Genomic DNA, 25,193 nt, shown 5'->3' with positions numbered 1-25,193 from the left:
GCTACTCCCCCTCTCTGGGCAGGTCAAACGCTTGCGCCGTCTCGTCGTACAGCGCGCGATAGTTGGCGAGCATCTGCTCGTGCAAGAAGTACGTGGCAACGCGACGCTGGCCGCGCTCCCCCATCTCAATGCGACGAGCGCGGCTTGTGCACATGCGTTCCATGGCATCGGCCAAGCCCTTGCGATACATAGGCGGCGTCACAAAACCTGCCACGCCAAAGTCGTCGCCCGGAGCGCCTTCGAGTAGCTCGCGGCAGCAGCCCACCTCGGTCGTCACGCAGGGACGACGCGCTGCAAGCGACTCCAGCACGCTGAGCGGCTGACCCTCGGAGATGCTCGTTAAAATGGTAAAGTCGAGCTTTTCCATGTACTCGACCACGTTGACGCGACCGGTAAAGATCAGGTCGCGCACGCCCAGGGTATCGACCAACGCGTGGCACTCGGCGCCGTACTCCTCGTCGTCCACGCCGCCCATGATGTGCAGGCGCACCTTGGGCAGGCGCTCGTGCAGCTCAAAGAAGGCATAAATCATGGTCTTGACATCCTTGATGGGCGCCAGGCGCACCACCGCGCCAATGTCCACCCAGCCGTCATCGGTCTTTAAGGGAATATCCTTAAAGCGATCGAACTGGATGCCGTTGGGTATGACCAGGCATTTGTCCGCATCGCAGCCCATATCAATCTGCGTCTTGCGGGCGTTATGGAACAAACTCGTCACGTGGAAGGCGCGGCGGTAGATCTCCTCCGAAAGCAGGTAGAAAAAGCGGATCCAGCGGTCCTTAAACGACGGTACCACCCAATCGGCGCGAATGATCTCTTCCTCGCGCTCGCGGGTATAGATGCCATGCTCGGTCAGCAGCACCGGCGCATGGTGAACGCTTGAGTCCAAGCAGGCGAGCAGGCCACCGTAGCCGGTCGAGATGGCATGGTACACATCGGCCACCGGCACCTCGCTGCCCAGCAGGTAGAGCACCGGCAACAGCATAGAGCGCATGGTGTGGAATGCGTCGGCAAAGGGCGTGTAGGGGTACTCGGCAAGGCACACGTCGCGGAAGATATCCATAAACGTGCGGCTCTGCAAAAACGAGAGCGGATGCACGCGACGGCGCTGAAAGATATCGAACAGCACGTCCCAGTCCGGATTGGAGAGCGACACCAGGCGGCGCAGCGCCTCGCGCTCGCGGGCGTTAAAGTCGGCCTCTTCTTGCTCGCCCGATAGGCGCAGGGCATCGTCTAGAAACACCTCGTGCACCTCGACCACGTTGCCGGGCAGCTCGTAGACAAACTTGCCGCGGTCGACAGCATGCGCGCCAATCACCCACAGCACAAACTCGTACTCGGGCATGGCCTGTATGTAGCCGTGCATCCAGGTGGACACGCCGCCGTGCACATAGGGGTAGCAACCCTCGAGTACCAAGCAGATTCTCATTTGTCGCCACCCTCCTTGCGTGCAATGGTCACCGTCTTGTCCGTGGCTTTGACCAGGTACAGGTCGCCCATCAGATGCGTAATCTCGCCACCCGTGACTGCACCTGGCTCACCGTTGTTGGCGCGGAACATGAGCCACGCCTCGTCGTGGAAATTGCCCAGGCTGAGCGTCCAGGCATCCGCACTTGTATCCACGCTCACCGTCACGGACGAAAAGCGCTGGATGGCGCCCGAGCATTCCGAACCGGTCTGGCGCCGCAGGTCGGGCGCAGACTTGGTAAGCCACTCCAGGTAGTTGGTCAGACCGCCCTTGTAGACCTCCCAGCCCTCCTTGGCTCCGCGACCGGGATCCAGTAGGTCGTCCGGATGCATAAAGTGCGTACTCACGTAGTGCATGTTGAGCTCGGACACGGCTGCCAGACGCATATAGGAATCGTTGACCATGCCGCCCGAGACAATACGTGGCTGCTCCACAATGCCATCGCTCGCCACGCCAAACTCCTGCACATAGGGCAAGTCGGTGCCATCCTCAAAATACGTACTGGCGATGGTCTTAATGCGCGGAACGTCAGTGCCGATAAGCTTGCGCGCACGGGCCGAAAGGATATTCGACGGTGGCACATAGACCGAGCCATGCGCGTTGGGCAGCACCTCGTCCTGGAAGGCTATAAGCTCGTTGAGCGATGCGACGAGCGCCTCCTTGTTCTTCCAGGTCTTGTAGTCGTACAGCGTGCCGTAGTCGGTGTCCCAGAGCGCCAGAGGCTGATGGTTGTAGCCGTGAAAGCCCAGCTCGCCGCCCATCTGCAGCAGCATGCCGCCAAAATAGCGGAACTGCGTGGTATCGGGTTGGCGCGCGGGCTCGGTCTGGTTGACCGCGTCCTCGTAGTTTTCGATCATCACGCCGGTATAGCGAATGCCATATTTTTGCGCGAGCTTTTGCAGATCGGGCCACCAGACCTTGGTGTAAAAATCCGCAATGGAAAGGCCGTAGTCACGCTTGATATAAGTACCATCGCCCGAGGGCACGGGGCTGGGAAAGTCGTCCAAAAAGAACACGGCGCTGTTGATGACCGGATAGGCCGTTGCATCGCCCAGGAGGCTGGTCGCCGCGGCGTAAAAGCCGCGCATGACCTTGTCATAGATACCGATATTGCAAACCACGGTGCGCCCGCTACCGCAGTCATTCGACCAAATGAGTGGGGCGCCCGCATCGCCGGTCTTAGCCCACACACGAGCCGTCTCGCGCAGCGATACCGAAAGCGACGAATCAAAGGGGTCCGAGAGCTCGTAGCGCTCTCCCCCGCCCAGCATAAAGTCCTCACTCGGCACAATGCTTTCGGCTTTTGCATAGTCATATCCGGCCGATTCAATGCCAAGCTTGGAGGCAATCACTTGCAGATAGCTCGAGTTATCCGGCGGCATGGCGAGCATAAGTGAACCGCCGGCACTCACCCAACTCATAATGTCGGTCAGATGCGTACTGAGCCCATCGAGCGACGGCATGAGCAAAATCACGCGATCGAAGGAGGTCAGCGAGGGAATGGCATCCGCACCATCCAGGGCAAGGTCCACGTCGCGGTGCGCGATCTTCATGTCGAGCAGGATCTGGTCGAACTGCTCCTTTACGTCCTCGACGCCCGCTTGATCGGAATCGGTAATGACCAGGCACGTGGGCTTTTGGCCAAAGATTGCCGAGGAGGCAGGCACCGCATCGTTGGCGGCAAGCATCCCCAGCTTATGCTGACCCGCACTGTACTGCACGCCGGCACGCTCCACCAGCAGCACGGCGGCCATGGCAATAAAGACCGCCCACACCACGAGGAGTCCCATCCAACGAAAGCGGCCTGCACGGTCGCGGATATGTTGCGCCACGCTCATCCGGCCTCCTCCCCGTCGCGCCAAAACGCCAACTTTTCGCGGTTGTCGGCGCTCAAATACACATGTTGCTTGTCAATCGCATCGATCACACGGTGAACCTCGTCACCGTCGCGGCGCATCACGGCCAGGCGCAGGCAAAGCATCCAAACCTCCTGCTCCTCGGGCACGTCGAGCACCAGCCGGTCGGTCACGGTCTGCGCCTCGTCGATCTGTCCGACATCGGCCAGCGCCGTCGCGTATCGAATGCGCAGCTCAAGGGTATCCTCGCGCTCGCAGCGACGCGCAAGCAGGAGCGCGTACTGCTGGCGCTGAATCTGAGCCACGCGCCCCTCGGCCAAGCCCGAGCCCAAGTATTCACCAAGAAAATCACAGTATTCGTTGAGGTTTTGCGCGCTCGGGTCCGTCTTAAAGGCACGCTCCAGCTGCTGCAGTTTAAGGTCGGACTCCTTGGAGATCTGCGCCACCGCCGTCGCGGCATAGTGCGCCACCTCAACGTCGTCGTTAAGCTTAGCCGCCTGCAGCTGCGCCAGGTACGCGTCGGGCTCCTCGGTGAGCATGGAGAGCATTAGGCGGCGCCGGTATGCCGGGTCGTTGACGATAAGCGCCTCCTCGAGCGGGACCACGCCCGCATCGGCGTCACGGTCGTGCACCAGGATGCTGCGATGCAGGTCGTCGTTAAAGCGCAGCGACTCCAGCGCAGACTCTTTCAGCCCCTCGCCAAACACCGCGCTGCGCACCGATAGCAAAACCACCAGCAATGGGCCCCACAGCGGCACCAGCACTATCACAGCCAACATGTGCCCGCGCACCGGCAGCAGGCCCAGCTTCATGAGCGTCCACAGCATCAGGCAAACCAGCGCATGAATCAGCAGCAAGACGGCAGCAACGACAAGCGAGATCAAGCGACATCCCCCTCGCCGTTACCGGTGTCGGCAATGTGCTGCAGCAGCGCCAAAATGTCCTCGCCGTCGACGGGCTCCACCGCAATCTGCTTCGCGCTCAGGCGCTCGTGGATAATGGGCAGATCGCACGCCTTTGCCTGGCGCATAAGCAGGTAGAGCACGTCGTCATCGACCAAGCCCGCCGCGTCGCTCTCGCGGATTGCCGACCCAATTGCGCCCACCAGCTCGCCGACAGGCTCCATGCCCGGTACCACGCGCAGGAGCAAATAACTCCCCATCTTGCTATCTGCGAGCGCCTGCGCCGCCGCGAGCTCTTGGCCAAAGGCAGCCTGCTTGAGCACGCAAGTGCCGTCAACGCAGCGTTTATCCTGCGCCACCGCCTCATAGTCAAAGGCACGGCCCAACGCGCTTTCGACCAACCCGCACAAGATGCGGAACAGGTTTTGATAATAGAGGGTCATTTGATTTTCGGCCGCACGACGCACAAAGATCAACACGGCGGGTGCCCCGTCGCGCTCGATCGCGTATCCAAACATGGGAAGCCCCGGCGTCAGCTCACGGTTCACCCACAGGTTCGAACGACCCCCGTCGCCCAAAAGAGGTGCAAGCTGCTCAAGCGTGAGCGAGCGTGCGGCATTTTCGGCAATCGCGGGACTTGCTACCACCAGGCGTGCAAATGCCCCGCCCGAAACATGGTAGATCGCCACCGAATCGTTCTCGAGGATCTCGCCCAGAAGCTCGCAGCACTTGCGATAGATGTCGCGTGGGTTGAGCACGTCGAGCTCCTGCGTCACGGCAAAGATCTTGCCAAAGCTGTCGTGGCGACCCACAATCTGGCGCCTGTACGCGCGCTTGTCCTCGATCGCGTCGTGGTAAAGCTGTGTGAGGAACGTATTGCGATTACGCACGAGCTCGTTTTGATCGCGCTCCGCCCTAATGGCTTCGCTGTTGCGCAGCTGCACATAGCCGCACACGGCACCCACCACAAAGTACGCAATAAACGGCAGCCAGTTGGACGGCTCGTAAAAGAGACCCTGGAAGGTATAGCCGTACTGAGTAAAGTAGCTCGCGGCCAAACCCACCGACGCCAGCAGCGCCGCAACCAGGCCAAAGTCCAAGCCATACAGCGTGCCGATCAGCACCACATAGAGCAGGCGATAATCGAGCACGTTGAGCTGGGCCGATTGGGAGAACAGATGCTCCAGCACCTCGAACAGGACCCAGGCGGCTGCCGTCTCCAGGCATTTAATAGGCAGCGTGCGCATCTGGATGCGGTCGATGGCGGCGCGCAAGGGGTTGACCTTCTTTGCACGGCCAGCATCCCAACGCGCTTGAATGGTCGAAAGATCGCGCACCAAGTCGTAGCGCTGAAACCAGCCATAGCGCACGCGAGCGACGCCGCTGGCGGGCAGGGTGTAGCCGGCGGAATCGCCATAGGCAACGGCAAGGCCGGGGAACAACGCCTTGAGGGCGTCCCCCACCTCACCCGCCGTGTGATGGAAGGCATCGGCAGCGTCGAGCGTCTCAAAAGAGGCATCCCAGCTATCAAAGATGCGGCGAATCAGCACCGCGAGTTCCTCGGCGCACAGCAGGGGAAACGCCGCATCCTCCGCGCCCTGCAGAGCAACCGATCCAGTTGAGCACGCGTCGAACAGCGGCACCAAAAACGGGTCCTCCAGCGCGGCAGACGCGGTATACAGGAAGGGCACGCGCAGGATCTTGGTCTGAACGCCCTCGCGAGCAGCGTAGTAGCGGCACAGGTCGTTGGCTGCGCGCGCGATAATGCCCTTGCCCGTTCGCCCCGCGGCATCGGCGGCACCCTCGGCACCTGCGGGCCCTGCTATATACAACAGCTGAATCCGGCGACCCATGCACGCGCGAAAGACCGAACGCAGTAGCTCGATATCGCCCACGCTATCGATATGCGGGGTAAGGTAATTAGAAAGGTAGACCACGCGGTCGAACTCGTAGGCCTGCTCCAAGTGCTGGAGCAGCTCTTTCCACGAGGCATGGGGCGACGACTTATCGCGGCGCGCTTCCTGCGCGGCTACAACCTTAACGTGGTCCCCAGGGAATGCCTTGGCGCAAAAGTCATCGTCAACATATGCGGTGTTGCCAACAACCAGCACCTCCATGGCGCACCCCTCCCCTAAAATCCACTTCTGTCATAGTCAAACATGCGTATTTTACGCTGTCAACGCGAGCTGGAACGCCTTTAAGGCTGTTTTAAGAACTTTTTTAGGGAATGTGGGGACTTCGAGAGTCCAAAATGAGCGCCCAATCCGGAAGTATGCGGCAAATTCAAGACATGCCGACAACACTGGATAGTAGCAACGCTTCTACCTGCGGCTTCTGTTCATGAAAAGGACCATGCTAATCCCACTCCTCGATGCGGGTGAGATACGGATCGGCGCCGTAGCGACCGGACAGGTATTGCTTGTCGAAAGCCGCGTTCTTGCTTACCAGATTACCGTTTGCCTCGTGGATGTCGGCGAGAGACCACAGTTGGCTCGCCTCCCCCTCGCCGCGCGCAGCGAACCATATCTCGTCACGGCGGAACACATCGTTTCGCATGGTAGACACGTCCTGGGACGAGAAGATGAGCTGTGCGCCACTCTTGTTGACCTCAGGATCCTTAAACAGCAGGATCACATAGCGAAGAAGCTTCGGGTGCAGTTTGGCGTCGAGCTCGTCTACCACAACGGTGCCACCACACTCAAGCGCTGCCATCAGATACGCAGCCAACCCCATGAGCTTCTGGGTGCCGGCAGATTCCTCGGATAAACGCAGCTCGTACGCTTTGCCGCCCACCTCGTGTCTCACGAAGACGCGCCGGCCGCGCCATTCCGGCGCCCTCTCCACTCTGAAGCCGTCAATACGCACATCAACGGCGCGCAAAAAACGCGTGACCTCGCGCGAGTCGCCCTCGTCGAGCATTTGCTCGAGCATCCGCTCCAGGTAGGAACTGTTGTAGTTGAGAAACACAGCGTCGAGAAACCAGCTGGCCGCCTCCTGGACCACCGGTGCATCGAAGTTGATGCAAAGGAACGATAGGTACGGCAGACTTGGGTTGAACCTCGCGGCCGTCACAAGCTTACGCAGTGTGGGGCCGAGTTCAACCTTTGTATCCTCGCGCTCGAACAGCATCGCCGTGCGTGACGCTCCCAATTTTCGCCGCCACAGGCCTTCGGACACGATCTCGTCCGCATGCACGGACAGGGCATAGCGGTACTCGTGCTCACCCGCGCGATAGTAGAGCTCGAACTCGGTGGGCTCGGCAGCAGACACATCATCGAACTTAAACGCCGAACAACGGGGTATCAAAGGGCGATCGCCCTCTGCTGCATCAGCACTGGCAGACAGCAGTCTTATCGGTCTGGCCACCGCCGAGCGAACGTAATCAAGAGACTCGAGCAGATTAGACTTGCCGCCAGCGTTGGGCCCGTACACCGCAGCCACCGGAAGGAAACTCTGCCCGTCGGAACACTCTATGAGGGAACGCTCAAACTCCTTCATCGGCGTCGCCTGCATGGAAAGCTCCACCTCATCGCGATAGGATCTATAGTTCCTGAAGGTGAACTGGCAAAGCATCGTCCTCAACATTCCTTTCATTGTTTTTAAAAGATATTTCAGAGTTTTTATTTGATTATAGAGTTTAAGCAGGCTAAATCAAGTGCTTGCTACACCAATGACAGCAGGCGCAAGGTGCCAAACCGCCCATACTCGACCATCCCATTGCCGGAATGGCGTTTAGCTAGCACGTTACGCATTACATGCATGGAAAAAGGGCAACACTCTATCAGAAAGCGTCACCCTTAAAGCTCCCAAAGAGCTTTTGTATTGAGATATGTACTCTACACCTCAATGAAGTGAACCATCATACCGCACCACCTCGTTTTCAAAACGCCCAAATATGCGCTCCAATGCGAACATCGAATCGACAGCATCGTTTACAACCTTCACCGCAATGATGAAGTCATTTAACGACAGTGGGCACACCATTACGGGCCGCTGTCGCTATGGAGCCGAACCCTTATCCCCTCGGTGGGAAGGGGTCGTGGCCATGGGAATCCCTTGCGCGAATCCTTCCGTCGCGACGATGGACAATCAACTCCGATTCTTGATTGGAGCAAATGCGTCGACCGAGCTTTATCGCCTCGCTCTGGGTCGTCGTAACGAAAGAAGCGCGACTTGTTCCCTCGCCCTTAACCTGCCAATTGCCATCAGAACGCTTCGTAACGTGCTGATTTCTGCCTTTCATACTCACTTCACCTTCAATTCTGAACTCGCCGATATGTCTATAGCATGAGATATGTGACAGGTACCTTCGTGCCGATTTTCAAAAGTGTAGCCACTGGCGCGGACATAAAATGAAGCGCACGCAACGAGCACGTTGATCTTTTTGTCTTCTGGCAACCCTGCAAACCAAAGCGAAAGAGCAGAAAGGGTGCTGAAGTTCACATCCAAAGAAGCTCATATCGACGACCTGATGGACAGGCGCCTCCATATGAACGCAGCCGGCTACTACCATGGTCTACCCGGCGAGCAGAGCGTTTCATTGGTAGCGTCTTTAGCGTACGGGATGGGCATCTACGCCAACTGGCTCTTGCCGATCTACTGCATGTTCACGGAGCAAGAGAGCAAGATCGCAAACAATACCGTCGTGATTACCGGGCGAATGATCGATGGGTTCCGGTGCGCCGACGCCAGATCGGTATCTTGCGATATGGCCACGTCGAGCGGCAGTTGAATCGCAAGATCGATTCTGGAGGTGACATTCCCTACACGGATGCCCCCGCACGGCCTCGCGCAGCCATGTCAAGCATGCTGTAAAATATCGTCAAAAAAAGAGGGCCGACGCATCAACCCTCTTCAGGTGTCGCCCGAGAGCTTCCACCGCAATTGGCTATATTCTACTCGATATCCTGTGTTTGTCTACGGGCCCCAACACAAGTGAAAACTATCTTCATCTTCAGACGCTGACTTTTAAGTTGCAGCTATATAACTACGGAGTGAATCCATCTTGCTCCTAGCTCCGGTATTAACTATCTTGTGAAAATCCGAGGAGGACAGAGATCCGTGCAGATCTTCTAGCACGTTCGAATAATTTCGAATAACCTGATAGCACTCAGTTTTGGAAACCATCATCTTTCTGAGTAGATAGACAATTAGGACGACATAATCAGTAATAGTTGAAAAGTCTATCGAAGGAACGCCAATCTCGGATGACAGCATCTGGCCAAGCTGATTGCCCACTTTTGCCCTCTTAAACCTAACGTCATAAACGGCACTATTATGAGCAATCGCGTTACGGAGGTCCTTGAGCGCAAAGATAGTACGCTCAAGAAGCCCGGGACCGTCGTAATTGTTCGGAAGCTTTAGGTCATCAGATATGCTCTGTCTAACCGAGCCCTTTAAGCACGAATAGAAAACACCGAAGTTTCCTAGAGTCATGACCTCGAATAGCGCCCAAATAGGCAAGGGTTTATCGCTGTCGTAAAAATGCCTAACAACAGGGTTCTTGGAATAATTGTACTGAATCAATCTATTGATTTCCGCGCGCAGACCCAGGCGCTTTTTCATAGCAGCGCTATAGTCTTTACTTTTTCTAGGGTAATCACGGTACGCCACGAGCGTTCGAGAGAAAACATCTTCCAGCACGAACGAGTGAGAATCTTCAAGCACGGCTTCTAGCGTATAGTTCTTTAGCGCAGTTTCAATAAACATTACGCTTGGATATAAGAGCGCCTTGACCGCCATATCAAACTCATTTAAGGCAATTACCTCGTCAAAGCTCGTTAAATCCAAGCAGTTGGAAGAATTGCCCACAAAACGATGACCCTTGTAGCCATGATAATAGCCGTAATTCTTCATCTTTCTTTTATGGACAGAGCCGTGCGTCTCTATCCCTTTATCCCTAAGATGTTTCATGAGGCCATTGAGAGTTTTCATTATGGGTCCTTAAGCGCGGAGCCGAAATTGAATTAATTATATCCGCTACCGGACACCACTAGAGCATTATCCCAATCGGTACCGTCCTCATTCCCCTAAAGCTGCAGCATATAACACGACTACGCCACCGGATCATTTGATGGCATCGCGAACGGATCGCTGCAGCTTATTCAACCGAAATAACGGCTCGTCTTCTATCATGCGAAATGACTGCTTTGGACAGCCGTAAATAGGAAGACTGATTCCGGAAGCAACATTTCCTCGCACGAACTCGTCTTTTACGGTGCCCCAGATTCAAGCGTGGCTAACAAGGCATTCCAAGGTATCCCGTGAAGCCTCGTTATCAAAACGCTCAAATATGCGTATCGCCGCGAGTATCGAATCATCGGGTCGCAACCGGTCGAGCGGCGCCTTAAGTCCGACGAGAAGAACCCTGGCCGAAAAATCGATAAGCATGATCACGAAGAGCGCACTCGGCGGCCGACAATCTAATGCCATGAATCTTCCAAATCATTCTTTAACCCTTGATTGGCAATACATCCCATTATTTATTCAGCGCCATAATGGACCAACCTCAACGCGACATAGAAGAGCCGAAGTCCCGCATCAGAACCTGACTATTATTCCCGCTGCTCCTCCGGAATAAATGCTTGCAATATTATAGCGACGGCAGGAATATCTCGCAGCTCGTCACAGCTATGGTTCGCCATGTAACTGAACGCATTAGTTAGCCATTTATTCGAACCGTGAACGTATTCCACCCCATAGGCTTCAAACAAAGATTCGAGTTCTCCAGAACTCAAAACTACCAATCCCTCGCGCGCAAGAAGCCGAAGCATCTCTTCAACGCTCACGCCCAGATCATCTGGAAGGTTTTCATAAACTTGGTGCTTATAATGACTTTTCACTATTTCTGGCATTTTGTCCCGCTGCCCGCCCGGACAGCCTTCAAGCTCTCGATAAAATCGCTCGAGGGAATTCCTCACTTCTCGAATTTCATTCCGTTTATCATTGGTAGTGATAAATAGATTGGATACGCGCTTAAAAATATCGTTATTATCCAATAAATCAAAATCCGTAATTACTTTGCATCTAATTCCAGCCGAATCATAAAACTTCTTAATGCTCTCAAAACCCGGCTTACCGTTAACAGAAACAAATAGGCCGCTGTAATTGGTATCAAATTTAGAAATCAGTTTACGATATACGGCGGCATCTCTAGGGCCTTCGACAAGGACGGCCTCACTCGAAAATAATGCATCCAGATACTCGGCTGAAAAATCCGAGCGGTCAATTAAGCTCAGGATTTCCTTATTGGAGAGCACTTTTGCGCAGCGCATGTCGCCATCTCGGTTAAGACGCACGATGGTAAGCTCCTCAGAACAAGACGAGATGAGCCCCTGGAGTAAGAAGGAGCTATGCGTGGAAATAAACACATTGTTGAGACTTTCGTTCTCAATAAAGTTTTTGCCCAGGATTTCCCCCATCCTGCGCGCATATGGAGGATGAAGAAAAGCTTCAGGCTCATCCAAAAGAAACACCGGCTTGCGCCTTCCCATCAAACTCAAAAGAACGGAAACAAAACTACGCAAGCCATCGCCCTCTTCGCGCAGCGGCGTAGCCTTAGACAAGATAGTCAGACGACGTGGCATATCATGTGTTGCACCACGATATTCCTCAAATGAATCGCTAACGACGGGGAGAATCCTTTGGCGACTCGTGCTCGCATCTAGAACAACGTCCCTGTTAAATAGTGGAGTAATTTCGGACGCTATCGTCTTGCAGTCCGGATCGGTGTCGTATGCCGAGCTAAGGCTGTTGTAGTTATCGTCGTTTATGCCATAAGCTTGATCGCCAATCGACATCAACAGGCGATCCTCGGTACCCACATAGTCAACCATCGCAGGTCCAAAAAAGCGCAGCGCCTCGCGGCGAGCTTGTTCTGGCCCTTCATAGTTGTCGTCATCAAAACACCGAGAAAAACTCTTGCGCCAATCATCGGTCGGGGAAAAGCAAGGGGTACGATAATTCGGAGAAAATGCTATTCCGCCCGGAGTCCAATTTATGCCGGTGTTGCAGTAATCGCGGAGACGCCATCCCCCATTACAACGAACAACTTTATCATCGAGACCATATGTATCGATTATTTCATTGCTGTTTGCTGGGAAATTGAGGTGGATTTCATTAAAGACAACGCGCTTGGTCGACTCCCCTCCGGAATAGCCCACCTCTGGATTACCCAAAATCTCAGAACGAATTTCTTTAAGTGATTTACTTTTACCAGAATTATTTGGTCCAATGAATACAGTAATCTTCTTAGGCTTTACTGTCGTACCGTCCACCGTGACCAGCTCATTGACTTTAAAAGAATATCCAGCCATATTCATACTCCTCGACCGCTGCTTTAGTCGATTATTACAAACTGCGGGGACATGCAGTGAGCACAATCGATGAGCGAACTGAAACAGAAAAATGGGCTCGAAGAACAGCGTACGTGCCGCCAGGCCACTCAGTCATGGTTTCGAATCGATGACTCAGCCAAAACGGCTCTTTTGAAAACCGCGACCGGATCCCTCAGATAGAGAAACGAAAGCCTTGTCAATGCGCCACCCTTTACGATATTGTCTCAATTCTCAAAATATCATGAGGGGGAATCGAGCCAACAATCGCTCCATCAATCTTGGGCAGGCAGTAATCCGTCGACATATTACTGCTGAGTACATCAATGAAGCTCGACAATATTGAATCATGGGCATAAGGCTGAATGCGATCAAAAGAGAAGGCAAATTTGACCCTGATTGAAACCCCCAGGCTTTTCAATGCCTCAACTGCTTCGGCTCCCGCAACATCCTCTAAAGACCACGCAAATGTTTCCCCACCCAACGTTGCTGAATATTTTGAATATTGCCCGGCCATGGATTTAAGCAGGTAGAAGCAGACACAGCCAGTCCTGCGTGGATGTTCAGCAAAATAATGATTTGCCTTCTGAAGAACAGTCTCAGTTTGGCCCAAGTTCAACCCAACAACCCCGGAAAGATAGCGAAATTGGTCAAATGCCTCTTCCCTAGAGAAAGCCTTCAAACCCATTTCCGCAATATCATCCGCAGAGAGCACTCTGGTAGCATGCCATCCAGTTATCGTTTCTTCTTCTAGCAGTTCAGCGAGAATGGCCCTTTCCGACCCGTAAGACCCAGTCAAGCGTTGGTGATAATCTGAAAATAGGCGCATTATGTCTTTTCGACTATCCAAGTCGTACATCTATCGACCCTCATCCAATCTGGACGAACAGTTGCAGCAATTTGACAGAACGCCCTTCTTTATAGAAAATTGCCTCGCAAAACCTTCGTCAAACGAAGCTTGCAGTTCTTTTAGAAAATCTTGCATCAAGCGTAAGCGGCAACATTTCATAACGAAGGAGCATGTCGACAATCGACAAGTCGACCAGCATCTTAAAATCTAGATTTGCATACTCCCCTTGCGTGCTCCTTCCTCAACTTTAGGAAACCCAAGCCGATAGGCACGCAGGCGAAAATAGTTGCTGTTCTTTTCCAGATAAGCTCTAGCATCTTCTTCACTCATCAGCGAGAAATGGACACCCCTAGATTTGAGATGATCAATCTGCTCTGACGCCGTAAGCCACGGCTTTCTATTGGCGTCGGTCATCAGATCTCCGTTCGCGATGATTAACTCAAGATTTTATATTAAGGCGTTTAACTGAGCGAATCACTAAGATTTGGCTGTTACGTCAAATACCCTTTAGCGCAACAACCCGAATACTCTGAAACTAAGGAATGCCAATCCGATTAATGGAATTATTCACCGTGCATTTGAGAACATCATCCTGCCCATCAAAAGTCATTGGAAAATACTGCAGGTAGCGGTTGCCAAGTATGTCCGAGTACGTGACGAGGATGCGATAGCCGGCCTCCATCACCGGCTTTGCTTCACCACCAAAATAGATAACCAGCTCACTCTCCCCTCCCACTGGAAGCTGTCGAGTCTGGCACCAGGCGACCCGCGGAGTTCCAAAATGGGCCCACTCATTTCTATTCGCAATTCCAACCCTCACATTAACCGCAGGCCCAGCTCCCATACTGGATATTGCATAACGATTAGCGGCATGCTCGTCCACAGGACTCTCGTCGCAAGGAATAGCTGGGGCTCCGCCATCAATCAGCAGACGATCAACGCAGTCCAAAGCACCCGATTTGTATTCATCGTCCCTGGGATCAGCCTCGGTAAACACACCGTGAGCGAAACCGTTCTTCGACATACATAGTTGCTTTTCCGACAAACGGGTTAAGGCAATACAAGGGAGAACGTTCATCACATCAGAATGATTCCGGTCTTCTCTACCAGCTAGCAGCGAGAAATACAGCACCGCGACCGCCGAAATTGAGCCCACTAACGCGCCAAGATACCCAAGCAGGCCGTTAGCGTCCCATACGGGATGCAGCCATGGAACTGGTGTATCAATTGAAAACGCAATCTGAATGACTATTAGCAAAAATACAGAGAGCACCACAACGCAAGCAATAAACGCCTTAATTAAATCGAATACCGAAGGCTTCCTCTTGCCCGAACACATTCCAACCAAACTCATTTCACGAAACACACGTTTTAATAAAGTTGGCCCCAAAATCGGTTACCTGGTAGCTCCAGCGATGGAAAACGAATTTCTTGTCATCTTCAAGCTCAACCTTCGCCTTCGCATTTTGGATAGCCTCGCTTGATTCGAACCTTTCAAGCGTAGCTTTAACATCATCAGCATAGTAATCACAACGCTTGAGGATGCCAAGTCGATCCAGGTTTCCCAGATACACCAGCGATTGATCAGGGTACTCGCAAACACCCTTACAGCACTCGTTATAGCCTTCTACGATAAGCGTCCATTTAATTGGAACTAGCTCGTCTGCGCTGACAATTCTTAAGTCAACGAGCGGAATAGACGCGTGTTCAGCATCATCAGAGCCAGTCAACGTACTCAGTAACTTAGCCTCGTCGGGACTAATCTCCTTAAGTAGCTGAACAAAACTGGGGTGGACGTACTCTGCCGTCCGATCATCCATCGAGGAAAGTAACAGATTCGCATACATCCCTCGTAATTCCTCGCTGTCATAGCAATATGCGAGTTGTTGAATTGCTGGAACTGCGATATGCGCCGGAGGTTCGGTAAGATGCTCCTCGGGAATCTTATCAACACGAGACTCTATAGCATCGATAGCCAGCTTGATGCTTTCCTCTCTATTAACAACCCAGCGATTCCACGAGGAAAGCCAAATGGCAACAGTCCGTGGAACCAGGCTAACCGTTTTTCCTATCGACTCCGCAGAGGGATGAACAAGGTCGTCATATGCCTTTTCAAGCACCGGTATAGTGGCAATTTCATTAACCTTATCGAGATCCATATCAAACTCCTTGCACCCCACCGTCGGTAAGCCAGTAAAGTCATCTCACACTAACGCACCAACAAGATCGTCTATCAAACGGGCTGGGAAACACCCCAGCCCTAACAACCCAGCAGGAAACACACTATTCCTCACAGGCATGGCTACGCAAGCGCGACGGCAGCAATTTGTCAATCTCCCCCGGCTCAAATGACTGGTGCCCGTTCTTAAGCCTGTCGCGAGCCTTCTCGTACGCCTTGTCGCTCGTCCTTGGCGCTTCATCGTATATTTCGGCTTGCTTCTCAATGAGCAAGTCGCGGCATCTGCGGATCTCTCCAACTTCAAGGTCGTCAAAATCCGTAAGCAACGACTCATAGTCCTGAAGAACAACCCAGAGTCGATTAGCGCAACGCACGTGTTCCTCAGCTTCCTCGGGCAGCTTAGAGCCACGGGTATACAGATTTAACCCAAGCGATAAGGCCGAGGTAATGGAAGCGACAACAGCCCCAACTCCGGTCCCGGTTTGACCTATAATGACGCTAATTACTCCACAAGTTGAAACCGCAGTTAGAATTATCTGGCTGATGGAAATACGATTGACCGTCTTACGCTTTAGAGTTGCCGCTTCCTGCTGCGTCTGATATGTATACGACAGCTTGCCGTAAGATTCCTCAATCTGTCCGCGCAGCCGCTCCCTATAATCCAATCTATCCAAAACAACCTCCTAGCGCGCCATTTGGCGAAGCACCTTTCCGAGGCACTCATAACTTTTGGCTGTATCGATAGCCTGCTGGCTACCTGGGCTAAAAAGCGCGAACGGCACCGCGCCTTGCAGGGAAAGGCGATTAAACTCATCCAAAAGTTGCATCTCATATGCCCCCGCTGGTGCAGAGCTCTCCCCATTCGCCCAACGCCAACCAGCAATCGCGGAGAACACGAAGCTATCGATAACGATGCCGGACAGCCTATAGCTTGAGAAGCTCGCGGCGTGGACATTTCGAATATGCTTGCAAGTGTCGAACAGGAGTCCCCTCGAGCTTGCGTTTTTCTCTTTCATCGCCTCCTGCTCCGCCTTGGGATCAGTCGCAAGCCATCGACCGCCCATATGAGTATCGGGGTAGTCGTAACTCACAAATGATCCCCAGCTGTCCACACGCTCAAATGCCGGGAGAAGTTCAAACTTCATTCCATCCGAGAAACTGACAACGACAACCTGACCATCACCCTTAACATCAGTCGTAGAGTAGGTTTCGGAAACTGCGGATTTAACAGCCTGAAGTAATCTTGATTGTCCATTCCCCCTATACATGTCATAACGCTCGTACTCGCTCCTAGGAAGGGACAGCAATACGTCAAGATCGCTATCTGTTGTTGCGGTACCACGCCCATAAGAACCAACATACAGTGAATGTGCCGTCTCGCTGTTGGAACTCCAAAACTCCGAGTTCACAGCCTTGGTAATCCGTTTGTACCTTTTGGAGATCAATTCTCTCTTTGCAGATTCAACGCCAACGATATTCTTCTTAACTCGGTCCATAAGCTCAACAACCTCACAATCTGCTCACCGACAAAACGACAGCCTAGGTCATGCCACATGAATAGCAGCGGCACTAATCCATTGAATCAATTTTACCGCCGAACACCCATGCGAACATAAGTGCTCTTATTAAGGTAATTCATATAAAACGGCTACGCGGCATCGGCAGAAACACCGCCAGAAACAAAAGGGCAGCGACCCCACATCGACTCCGATATCCTACGCCATTTCGCGGTGTTCTTCATCGTTCGAACAAAAGGATATATACGTCAAAAAACGAGACTGCACACGGCAAAAGCCGCTCGGCACATACATAATTAAAGAGATGCGGTTCCGCCGTAGAAGTGGTTCACCGGAGTAAGCATACTCGTCTCGCCCGCACGCTCATAATTGACGCCTGTGTCAGAAGGGCGTGATTTTACTACATCCATCATGCTTGACCCAGAGGTCTTTAACGGAAGCACCGTTACACCTGGGCGGCAAGCGATGCGAAAGCTCCTTAAAAACTGAGACGCGTTCGACCTACACTTAATCATCGAATCGCAGCCAGTCGATCGTCGATTAAAAAGCGGCGACAAGAACCAAAGGAGGGCACATGAAGAGCATTGCCACGCAGAGCTTGACCTATGCAGCAGCCTCGCGGACTTTTCCTGGAAGGTCTCGGTGCCGAGTCTCGAAGAGTCGCAAGGCGGCCTCATGCTGGAGTTGCCACATCGAGCATAGTCAACTATGCGCGGGCGGGACGCCGCTAACGGCCAACGCCCCAACAGTCAGCCACTCCCTCTCCCACAACATTACCCAGAAAGATCGCTGATGTTGACTGGGGTTCCCGTAAAATAAAACCCCAACTAAATATGTGCGGAGTGCCGGCCTGGAGCTGCCTTCGGACCCTATTGTCTGCTCACCGAGAGGCTCCGCTATGAAACGACCCCTTTACTACCTGCTCTGCGCGATCGCGTGCACGTCCATGGTCGGCGCGACGATGCCTATGGCGGCCATTGCGGAGGCGATTCAGCCTCAAGCAACAGCCGAGCAGCAGGCACAAGCCGACGCCACGAGCAGCGGCACAGGCAAGGCCGAAGACGGCACCAACACAAATGCGACAGCGGATACAGTAGAGGACAGCACCGCAACATCCACCGGCACCAGCCAGACCGACACCGCGGACGCCAACGCCACAGACACCGCCATGCCCGGCACCACCGCCGCAACCGGCACCCCCACCCCATCCCTCCGAGCCCAAGCCACCCCCGCGCCCGCCGCGATCTCCGCCACGTCACAAACCGGCTACGCCCACTCCACTACCGCAACCCAAAACGGCGTCACCTTCACCGTCTGGTGGAACGACGCCCCCGCGGGCACCGCGACGACCTTCCACGTAACCCAGGCCGACGGCTCGTCCCAGGCCAAGGCGCGCATGGACGTGCCCACCTACTGGGACGGCGGCGGCCAGGAAAGCGTCTGCGACCCGTCGCGCCAGGCATGGTCCAGCTACCACAGCCTGGGCACCGCGGGCCACGACTTCACCTTCGACTTCACGGCGTCGGGCACGTACCGCATCCACTTCTACTTTATGGACAACGACAGAAACGGCCCCCAAAACGACAAGGGGATCTACTACCTGCGCACCACGGCGGAGGTAACCGTAAACGACGCCGCCCGCCCGAGCGTCGCGCAGATCGTCAACAGCGCCGTGGACCTGTGCAGGCAAGAGACAAACGGCTCGGAATACGACATGGCGCTGTGGCTCCACGACTGGACGCTCGAGCAGCTGGAGTACGACCACAGCCTCAACTGGTACGGAGACCTGGACCAGCACCAAACATCAGCAGCGAACCAGCTATTCAAATAAGCTTCCGCCTGACGTCTTTTGCAGCAGTTCGACAAAACCGATCTGGTTTAACACGTGCTTAATCGCATACGTCTCAACATATCTCATAAGAAGCTCAGTGAGTTCCTTAATGAACCGTTTGAACTCATTCTCGGTCAGATAGCGCTCAAGCATCCAAACCATTCGAATGTAGTTGACGTTTTTGCGCCCACCGACCTTGGCGCAATAAAGCCTCTCATCATGGGCGCAAACATTGCGGAATTTAACGAGGACCTCAATCGAAACCCTCGCGTCATCCACACTGAAAAACCCGAGCTTGTGTGATCCGGTCCTACCCGTCGAGTCCACAATCATTTTGCAAACCGCAGACTTATCCTTGGGCTTCATTAAGTTATAGAAATGTTCGATGTTCCCAAAAGTCAGGTCGTTCACCAGCACCCAAATGGGCACCGCACCATATGAATTTCGGTAATGAGCGATGAAATCTGATTTGCTATTAGATACCCTACGACCCAAAACCGACGTAAGGCCAGCAATCTCTTGCGCGAAATTGGCCCCATTTTTCCCGGCGCTAGCAAATTCATTTTCATCGCAATAATTTGACTGGAGAAGATACGCTTCGGGAGCTCGGTGGGCATTCGAAAAAGCATAGGCGACCGCAGTCTTGATTTTAGCCTCAGCCAAAATCAAATATCGAAACGTAAGAGACCTTAGCTCTCTATCAAAAGTGAACAGAGTATATAAATCCGAAAACGATATGCCCTCAAGATACCGATCTTCGCCAGACTCTCTACTCTTGCCAGTATCGAGAAATGGATCCTTATAGCCATTGACAATTGAGTAGTAGCCCTCACGCATCAGAGTGGGACCAGTATCCTCATCGACATCCAAACCGCGAGATTCAAGAAGTCGAACTTGCTCATCGATAGTCAAAAAGGGCTTATCAGACATACCAACTCCTTAAATGAAGAGAGACGGCCATCCATAAGAACAGCCGTCTCTCCGCAGGACGTAGGCCCGTAGGTTGACTACGTCAATACCGCTATATTTACTTTATCCCCTGGACTCCAAGGGGTCAATTCAAATTAGGAGAGCAGAAATCCTTCATGAACCTGTTCCGACTGCGGCTCGATCACTAAGATGTCCTGCGGAGCAATCGAACCTTCAATAGCCCCATCAACCTCAAGCGAGAGCTGATCAGCATCGGAAAAACCGTCAAGCGCCTTTACAAACTTTGACATAATTGGATCCTGAGCATAAGGCTGGATACGATTAAAATTAAAGGCAAATTTCACCCTGATCGGAATTCCCATTTCCGTCAGCCTCTCACCCGCACCAGGCCCTAAACCGCCCTCCACCGACCACCTAAACGTTTCCCCACCCAAAGTCGCTGAATATTTCGAATAACGGTTGCTCATAGACTCAAGCAGATAGAAACATACATGGTTGCTCCGACGAGGATGTTCGTCTAAATAATGCTTCGCTATCCGAAGAACCGCATCAATCCTGTTTGAATCTAGCCCAACGATATCGTATAAACTGCGAAACCGATCAATCGTCTCAGTTTTTGAATATGCTTTGAGTCCCCCGTGCCTTATTTCTTCTTCCGAGAGCACCCTAGTCGCGTGCCACCCCGTAATTTTTTCCCTATTGAAAAGCTCTATGAGTGCGGCTCGACCCCTTCCATCAGAACCGCACAGCTTTCGATAGTCAGAATGCAATCGCATTAAATCGATACGGTTATCGAGATCGTACATATTTCAAGCCCTTCTTTAACGCCATCACACGAGTAGAATTGCTCAAGGCGAGATAGCAACAACACTAAAAAGAATATTTGTCCGCTTGAACACCGCTGTTTATTGCGAGACGGCGCACACGGCGTCGACGGGAAAACCATCGATACAGACAACGCTGTTAGCAATGGCATCCGCGCCTTACATACCCCAAGGCACCTTTAACGGATCAAATCTTGGAAAGGCGATTAACTCACAAAGCGAGCGTTCCAGCTTGGAGCGAACAGCCATAAGTTCGGTTTTAAACCCTTGCAAATCCAATCCCATCTGGTTATTACAGGCTATATCGAGTATTGACCACGAGGAGGAGCAACCGGAAGGATCAGACACAAGCTTCTCCGAAAAGTCGTAGTGCATGAATGCGTTTCGCAAAGGATGAGCGCGCTTAATCCATCTCTTATCTTCTCTCGAAATAAGCCTCTCGACTTCAGACAGAAACCTGTTCGTACAAAGATCAAGCTCCGCATGGGTCCTTGCAAAGGTAGTAAATATCTGAAGAGCCCTTGCGACATGGTCCAAACTCAAACAGGAATACTTAATAAAAACCGCGTCAGTAAAGAATCCTGCTTCAAACAAAACATCAACTGATACAAGCAGCATAAGGAGCTCAGAAAGAAAAAAGAAAATCACGTCGTCCTTGCATCCAATGATTTTTACCTTTTTGACCAAATCTTCGAATCGGCGATCATTCGAACGAGTTTCAAAGGCTGAAACATCAAAAACAGACCGATCTGCATAATACGATTGAGAAAAACGATATAAAAAGCTACCAGAAAACGCCGAATGGTATCCGATTTCATACGGAAAGCTAGTGGCGCTTGAACCGAGAAGCTCCGATGAGTCCTTGGTAAAGAGATGAATGGAAGAAAAGGTTGCATAACAGGGAAGTTCACCGTAATAGGTGATTCCGATATTGTTTCGAAACCTATTGAGAAGCTTTGGAAAGGGACCACCAGAGAATTGCTTATTGAGTTGATCTATTACGGCTCGGGTTTCCGAAAGATAATCATAGAAGCTCATTTTGTTCGAGCTGAGAGACTTTGTCATATGCCGAATACGAGTTACGCGTAGATCTTCTACGGGAATATGAAAACCGAGCTTCTTATTAATGAAAGGAATCGCATCGTGCACAGCAACCGCTACGAACGGAAGCGCCGTGATATCAAGAGCGATTGCCTCATTGGGAAATTGTTCTGCATGTCTCACCATACGACCAATGAATAGGCCCTCGTCGATGATAAGCCGCCAGCTAAACAAATCTCTGGAGTCAAGGTGGATATCTAGCATTGTTTATGAATACCCCGTTTACTATATCTAAGCCCGAAACACCCATCGCAGGCTCCGCCAAATCCGCTTACCCATACGACACCGGCTATCGCCTGGTCCAGAATCTCGGATTTAAACTCTCCTTTTCAATATGCTCGGCAAAGGCGACCCAGCTGCATCTCCATTCCGAGTAAAACGACTCAATCTCTAAAGCAGAATAGTTTTCGCCAATTTTCGAAGGCAAGACTGAGCCATGGGCGATTTCATTTCTTTTGTATTGGAAGTCATCGATATGACTCCAAGCTCTTCCCAAAATTGGCGCGGGGTCCCCCAAATCAAATAAATAACAGATAGTCCTAACCTGGGTCGACTTCATATAGCTCCCGTCATCTGGAAAATAATCAGTGAACTTCAAATCGCGAACACAAGAGTCGAGTAAAGACCGAACGTCCCTGGCGTTACCAATTTTGGTTTTTACATTAGACGCATCAGCATATGACCGAAAGGATGAATTTAAGGCTGCTGCTATAAACCCATCCTGCATGTTTTTCAATTTTCCCCTATAAGAATTGGCCGTCTCAAGAACAGCTCGAACAGTCCCTTTGAGTAGCTGCTCATAGGCCGAAAAAAGAAATACAAAGGAAATACCTTTAGCCGTCTTTACCAGAATATCATCAGGAGAGGGATTCGATTCTCTATCGCCGATCTGTTCGAAAATATTAGCGGACCTCAAAAGCAGCTCAAGTTCCGACATGGACTGTTCAAATAGATCGATCTGAGGTTTAAGGCTCAATGTATCCATGATTCAAAAAAGCCTCTTTTGCATAAGCAATCCGCCCCTTTACCTTAGGAAGCGAATTAGTTGCAGACGTCGTATACCCACGAAAAGCCTTAGAATCGATCCAGTTGTTTTTACTGCACACCTCAAGCTGGGGACATACTCTGAGAGCCTGCGCAGCCCCAACAGAGACTCCCTCAAACACGTTAGCAGGAGTTGATCCCTTTCCGCCCCGCTTCAACCCATTCGGAAAACACCGAGCAAGATAATTCATAACCCGATTGAATTCATCTCTATATTCATCAAGCAGCTCCTCATCGTATTGATTGCCCTTCTCGATAAAGGAGTTAAGGAACTCTTTAACCGAGTGTTTAAAACCCTCTACACCGTTTAAATAAGCAAAAAACCTGAGGACATATTCCTGAAGACTACCATCCGACTGGCGGTTTTTGGGGACAACAACAACAGTTCGAAAATCAGCATTGGATGACAGTTCATTAATTAAATCGAGAAAAACTCCGCGATAGATACAGGATCGCACCTCTTGAGATGTCAATGATATGCCTCCCGTATTCAGGCGCTCAAAGAGGTCGAAACGGACCTGACGATCGCTTTTGTCATTCAGAACCGTTACCTTTATTGGGCGATCGAGAAAAATCGAGCGCATGTCTTCTGGCAAATCCGAAAAGCAGCATCCATTAAGCTCGGGCAGCTTGCTTAATCCCTTAAGACATAGAGGAGCCTTCAAGCCCAACTCCTCGCGCTGTTCCCCTTCAAGAATAAAATTGACAATCGAGAGGCTACGCTGAAGTCCGTCCACAACTTCCCAAACAACAGCCTCATCTGGAGTAGAAGAAGTTGCCATAAATAAATTTGGAACCGGAATTCCCAGCAGAACCGACTCTATAAGGCCAGACTGTCTCTCATCGTCCCACCGAAACTGCCTCTGGTACTCAGGAGCAATATCGATTCTCTTTTTCAAAATCCTTCTTGTTAGCTCATCGCATGTAAGATCGTAAGTATCAAAACTAACTTTCATGCGCTGCGCTTGTAAAGCAGAACGCATGTCTTGAAACGTGGGTTTCATAATGCCCCAAACGTCATCGACCACTAGACCACTTCTGAGTTATTTTACTTTACGAACCGCGTTCACGAAATATCGACTCGCTTATGACAGGGTGGTCGCACGCATCCTCGCCCACAAGCGAGAGGATAGTCGAATCAGCCGCATTCCAGGTTCTTCAACGTCAAGACGATCCACTTCGGATTGGGCACTACGGCAACTATCACGACATCACCCAATCCGGCACGCAGGTTTGAGAAGCCGCCCTTATCTTGACAGCCAACACCCCGGAGCATACGACGCGGCCTGGCGCACGTCAAGCAACGAGAGGACTCGCCATGCCAATAGACGACATCATCTACCTACTGAAGTTCGCTCCCCAAGAGGAGTACATCGACGACCTGATGGGCGCCTCTATATGAACGCCGCCGACTACTACCACGGTTTGCCTGGAGAGCAGGGCGATCCGCTAGAAGCGTCTCTGGCGTACGGCGTGGGCGTCTACGCCCATTGGCCCTTACCGATCTACTGCATGTTCACGGTGCGGGAGAGCGACATCGTTGACAACGCTGTCGTGATTACCAAGCGAATGGTCGAGGAGTTCAGGTGTTCCGACGGCTGGATCGGCATCGTGCGGTACGACCGCTTTGAGCGGCTGCTAAATTGGGATATCGATTCTGGAGACGACATTTCCCTACACGGCTCCGTCCTCTATGGCGCTCCAACCCCTCCCCAACATTCCCCAGAAAGTTCGATGATGTTGACTGGGGTTCCCGTAAAATAAACCCCAATAAAATATGTGCGGAGTGCTGGCCTGGAGCTGCCTTCGGACCCTATTGGCTGCTCACCGAGAGGCTCCGCTATGGAACGACCCCTTTACTACCTGCTCTGCGCGATCGCGTGCATGTCCATGGTCAGCGCGACGATGCCTATGGCAGCCATTGCGGAGGCGATTCAGCCTCAAGCAACAGCCGAGCAGCAGGCACAAGCCGACGCCACGAGCAGCGGCACAGGCAAGGCCGAAGACGGCACCAACACAAATGCGACAGCGGATACAGTAGAGGACAGCACCGCAACATCCACCGGCACCAGCCAGACCGACACCGCGGACGCCAACGCCACAGACACCGCCATGCCCGGCACCACCGCCGCAACCGGCACCCCCACCCCATCCCTCCGAGCCCAAGCCACCCCCGCGCCCGCCGCGATCTCCACCACGTCGCAAACCGGCTACGCCCACTCCGCCACGGCAACCCAAAACGGCGTCACCTTCACCGTCTCGTGGAACGACGCCCCCGCGGGCACCGCGACGACCTTCCACGTAACCCAGGCCGACGGCTCGTCCCAGGCCAAGGCGCGCATGGACGTGCCCACCTAT

22 protein-coding genes are annotated in these 25,193 nt (G+C 52.6%); 3 read left to right on the top strand and 19 right to left on the bottom strand.

The features are described 5' to 3' along the window. Window position 1 precedes the first annotated feature (1 nt). From pelF to PMX72_RS02220, 14 genes are all read right to left on the bottom strand, one after another. Window positions 2–1,429, bottom strand: a complete 1,428-nt coding sequence (gene pelF / locus PMX72_RS02280; RefSeq protein ID WP_271729235.1) for a GT4 family glycosyltransferase PelF — start codon at window positions 1,427–1,429, stop codon at window positions 2–4. After that, on the bottom strand, window positions 1,426–3,306 hold the full coding sequence (locus PMX72_RS02275) for a DUF2194 domain-containing protein (RefSeq protein WP_271729236.1): 1,881 nt from the start codon (window positions 3,304–3,306) through the stop codon (window positions 1,426–1,428). The genes pelF and PMX72_RS02275 overlap by 4 nt, the downstream gene beginning before the upstream one ends. Beyond that, window positions 3,303–4,208 carry a hypothetical protein gene (locus tag PMX72_RS02270; protein ID WP_271729237.1) on the bottom strand — a complete coding sequence of 302 codons (906 nt, stop codon included), beginning with the start codon at window positions 4,206–4,208 and terminating at the stop codon, window positions 3,303–3,305. Before PMX72_RS02270 ends, PMX72_RS02275 begins: the two co-directional genes overlap by 4 nt. After that, window positions 4,205–6,343 carry a DUF4118 domain-containing protein gene (locus tag PMX72_RS02265; protein WP_271729238.1) on the bottom strand — a complete coding sequence of 713 codons (2,139 nt, stop codon included), beginning with the start codon at window positions 6,341–6,343 and terminating at the stop codon, window positions 4,205–4,207. The genes PMX72_RS02270 and PMX72_RS02265 overlap by 4 nt, the downstream gene beginning before the upstream one ends. Before the next feature lie 238 nt (window positions 6,344–6,581). Next, window positions 6,582–7,799 carry an AAA family ATPase gene (locus tag PMX72_RS02260; protein ID WP_158571020.1) on the bottom strand — a complete coding sequence of 406 codons (1,218 nt, stop codon included), beginning with the start codon at window positions 7,797–7,799 and terminating at the stop codon, window positions 6,582–6,584. Window positions 7,800–8,241: 442 nt separating this feature from the next. Further along, window positions 8,242–8,469, bottom strand: a complete 228-nt coding sequence (locus PMX72_RS10285; protein ID WP_118270644.1) for a DUF2188 domain-containing protein — start codon at window positions 8,467–8,469, stop codon at window positions 8,242–8,244. Window positions 8,470–9,194: 725 nt separating this feature from the next. Further along, complete coding sequence (locus tag PMX72_RS02255; protein WP_271729241.1) at window positions 9,195–10,160, bottom strand: Abi family protein; 966 nt, start codon at window positions 10,158–10,160, stop codon at window positions 9,195–9,197. 620 nt (window positions 10,161–10,780) lie between these two features. Further along, window positions 10,781–12,541: an AAA family ATPase gene (locus PMX72_RS02250; protein ID WP_271729242.1), complete on the bottom strand. Its 1,761-nt coding sequence runs from the start codon at window positions 12,539–12,541 to the stop codon at window positions 10,781–10,783. A gap of 232 nt (window positions 12,542–12,773) precedes the next feature. Further along, window positions 12,774–13,418, bottom strand: coding sequence for a hypothetical protein (locus PMX72_RS02245; RefSeq protein ID WP_118270649.1), 645 nt, complete (start codon window positions 13,416–13,418; stop codon window positions 12,774–12,776). A gap of 198 nt (window positions 13,419–13,616) precedes the next feature. Further along, entirely contained in the window at window positions 13,617–13,823 is a 207-nt protein-coding gene (locus PMX72_RS02240) for a hypothetical protein (RefSeq protein WP_118270650.1), read from the bottom strand. A gap of 121 nt (window positions 13,824–13,944) precedes the next feature. Then, window positions 13,945–14,748, bottom strand: a complete 804-nt coding sequence (locus tag PMX72_RS02235) for a hypothetical protein (RefSeq protein WP_147357341.1) — start codon at window positions 14,746–14,748, stop codon at window positions 13,945–13,947. Window positions 14,749–14,764: 16 nt separating this feature from the next. Then, window positions 14,765–15,568: a DUF4393 domain-containing protein gene (locus PMX72_RS02230; protein WP_118270652.1), complete on the bottom strand. Its 804-nt coding sequence runs from the start codon at window positions 15,566–15,568 to the stop codon at window positions 14,765–14,767. Between the two features lie 124 nt (window positions 15,569–15,692). After that, on the bottom strand, window positions 15,693–16,262 hold the full coding sequence (locus tag PMX72_RS02225) for an SLATT domain-containing protein (RefSeq protein WP_271729243.1): 570 nt from the start codon (window positions 16,260–16,262) through the stop codon (window positions 15,693–15,695). 9 nt (window positions 16,263–16,271) lie between these two features. Further along, window positions 16,272–17,084 carry an SMODS domain-containing nucleotidyltransferase gene (locus PMX72_RS02220; RefSeq protein WP_118270654.1) on the bottom strand — a complete coding sequence of 271 codons (813 nt, stop codon included), beginning with the start codon at window positions 17,082–17,084 and terminating at the stop codon, window positions 16,272–16,274. A 919-nt stretch (window positions 17,085–18,003) separates the two neighbouring features. On the opposite strand from PMX72_RS02220, the gene PMX72_RS02215 reads away from it, so the two are divergent. After that, window positions 18,004–18,936: a hypothetical protein gene (locus tag PMX72_RS02215; RefSeq protein WP_271729244.1), complete on the top strand. Its 933-nt coding sequence runs from the start codon at window positions 18,004–18,006 to the stop codon at window positions 18,934–18,936. Here the strand turns inward: PMX72_RS02215 and PMX72_RS02210 are convergent. The 5 genes from PMX72_RS02210 to PMX72_RS02190 form a co-directional block, all read right to left on the bottom strand. Beyond that, window positions 18,925–19,866, bottom strand: coding sequence for an Abi family protein (locus PMX72_RS02210; protein WP_118256117.1), 942 nt, complete (start codon window positions 19,864–19,866; stop codon window positions 18,925–18,927). The genes PMX72_RS02215 and PMX72_RS02210 overlap by 12 nt on opposite strands. 134 nt (window positions 19,867–20,000) lie before the next feature. Continuing rightward, window positions 20,001–20,672, bottom strand: coding sequence for a hypothetical protein (locus PMX72_RS02205; RefSeq protein ID WP_118256118.1), 672 nt, complete (start codon window positions 20,670–20,672; stop codon window positions 20,001–20,003). Window positions 20,673–20,849: 177 nt separating this feature from the next. Continuing rightward, window positions 20,850–21,995: a hypothetical protein gene (locus PMX72_RS02200; protein WP_118256119.1), complete on the bottom strand. Its 1,146-nt coding sequence runs from the start codon at window positions 21,993–21,995 to the stop codon at window positions 20,850–20,852. Window positions 21,996–22,080: 85 nt separating this feature from the next. Continuing rightward, window positions 22,081–22,776: a HEPN domain-containing protein gene (locus PMX72_RS02195; protein ID WP_118256120.1), complete on the bottom strand. Its 696-nt coding sequence runs from the start codon at window positions 22,774–22,776 to the stop codon at window positions 22,081–22,083. Continuing rightward, window positions 22,757–23,863 carry a DUF262 domain-containing protein gene (locus tag PMX72_RS02190; protein ID WP_118256121.1) on the bottom strand — a complete coding sequence of 369 codons (1,107 nt, stop codon included), beginning with the start codon at window positions 23,861–23,863 and terminating at the stop codon, window positions 22,757–22,759. Before PMX72_RS02190 ends, PMX72_RS02195 begins: the two co-directional genes overlap by 20 nt. A gap of 370 nt (window positions 23,864–24,233) precedes the next feature. On the opposite strand from PMX72_RS02190, the gene PMX72_RS02185 reads away from it, so the two are divergent. Together PMX72_RS02185 and PMX72_RS02180 are read left to right on the top strand one after the other, a co-directional pair. Then, window positions 24,234–24,599, top strand: coding sequence for a hypothetical protein (locus PMX72_RS02185; RefSeq protein WP_271729245.1), 366 nt, complete (start codon window positions 24,234–24,236; stop codon window positions 24,597–24,599). A 15-nt stretch (window positions 24,600–24,614) separates the two neighbouring features. After that, window positions 24,615–25,193: hypothetical protein (locus PMX72_RS02180; protein ID WP_271746130.1), on the top strand; the 579-nt coding region annotated here is incomplete at its 3' end.

Origin of the sequence: Collinsella aerofaciens, from assembly GCF_028207065.1 — a bacterium.
GTDB classification, from domain to species: Bacteria; Actinomycetota; Coriobacteriia; order Coriobacteriales; family Coriobacteriaceae; genus Collinsella; species Collinsella aerofaciens_AR.
The sequence above is the reverse complement of the archived record's forward strand: the minus strand, read 5'-3'. Positions and strand labels throughout refer to the sequence as shown.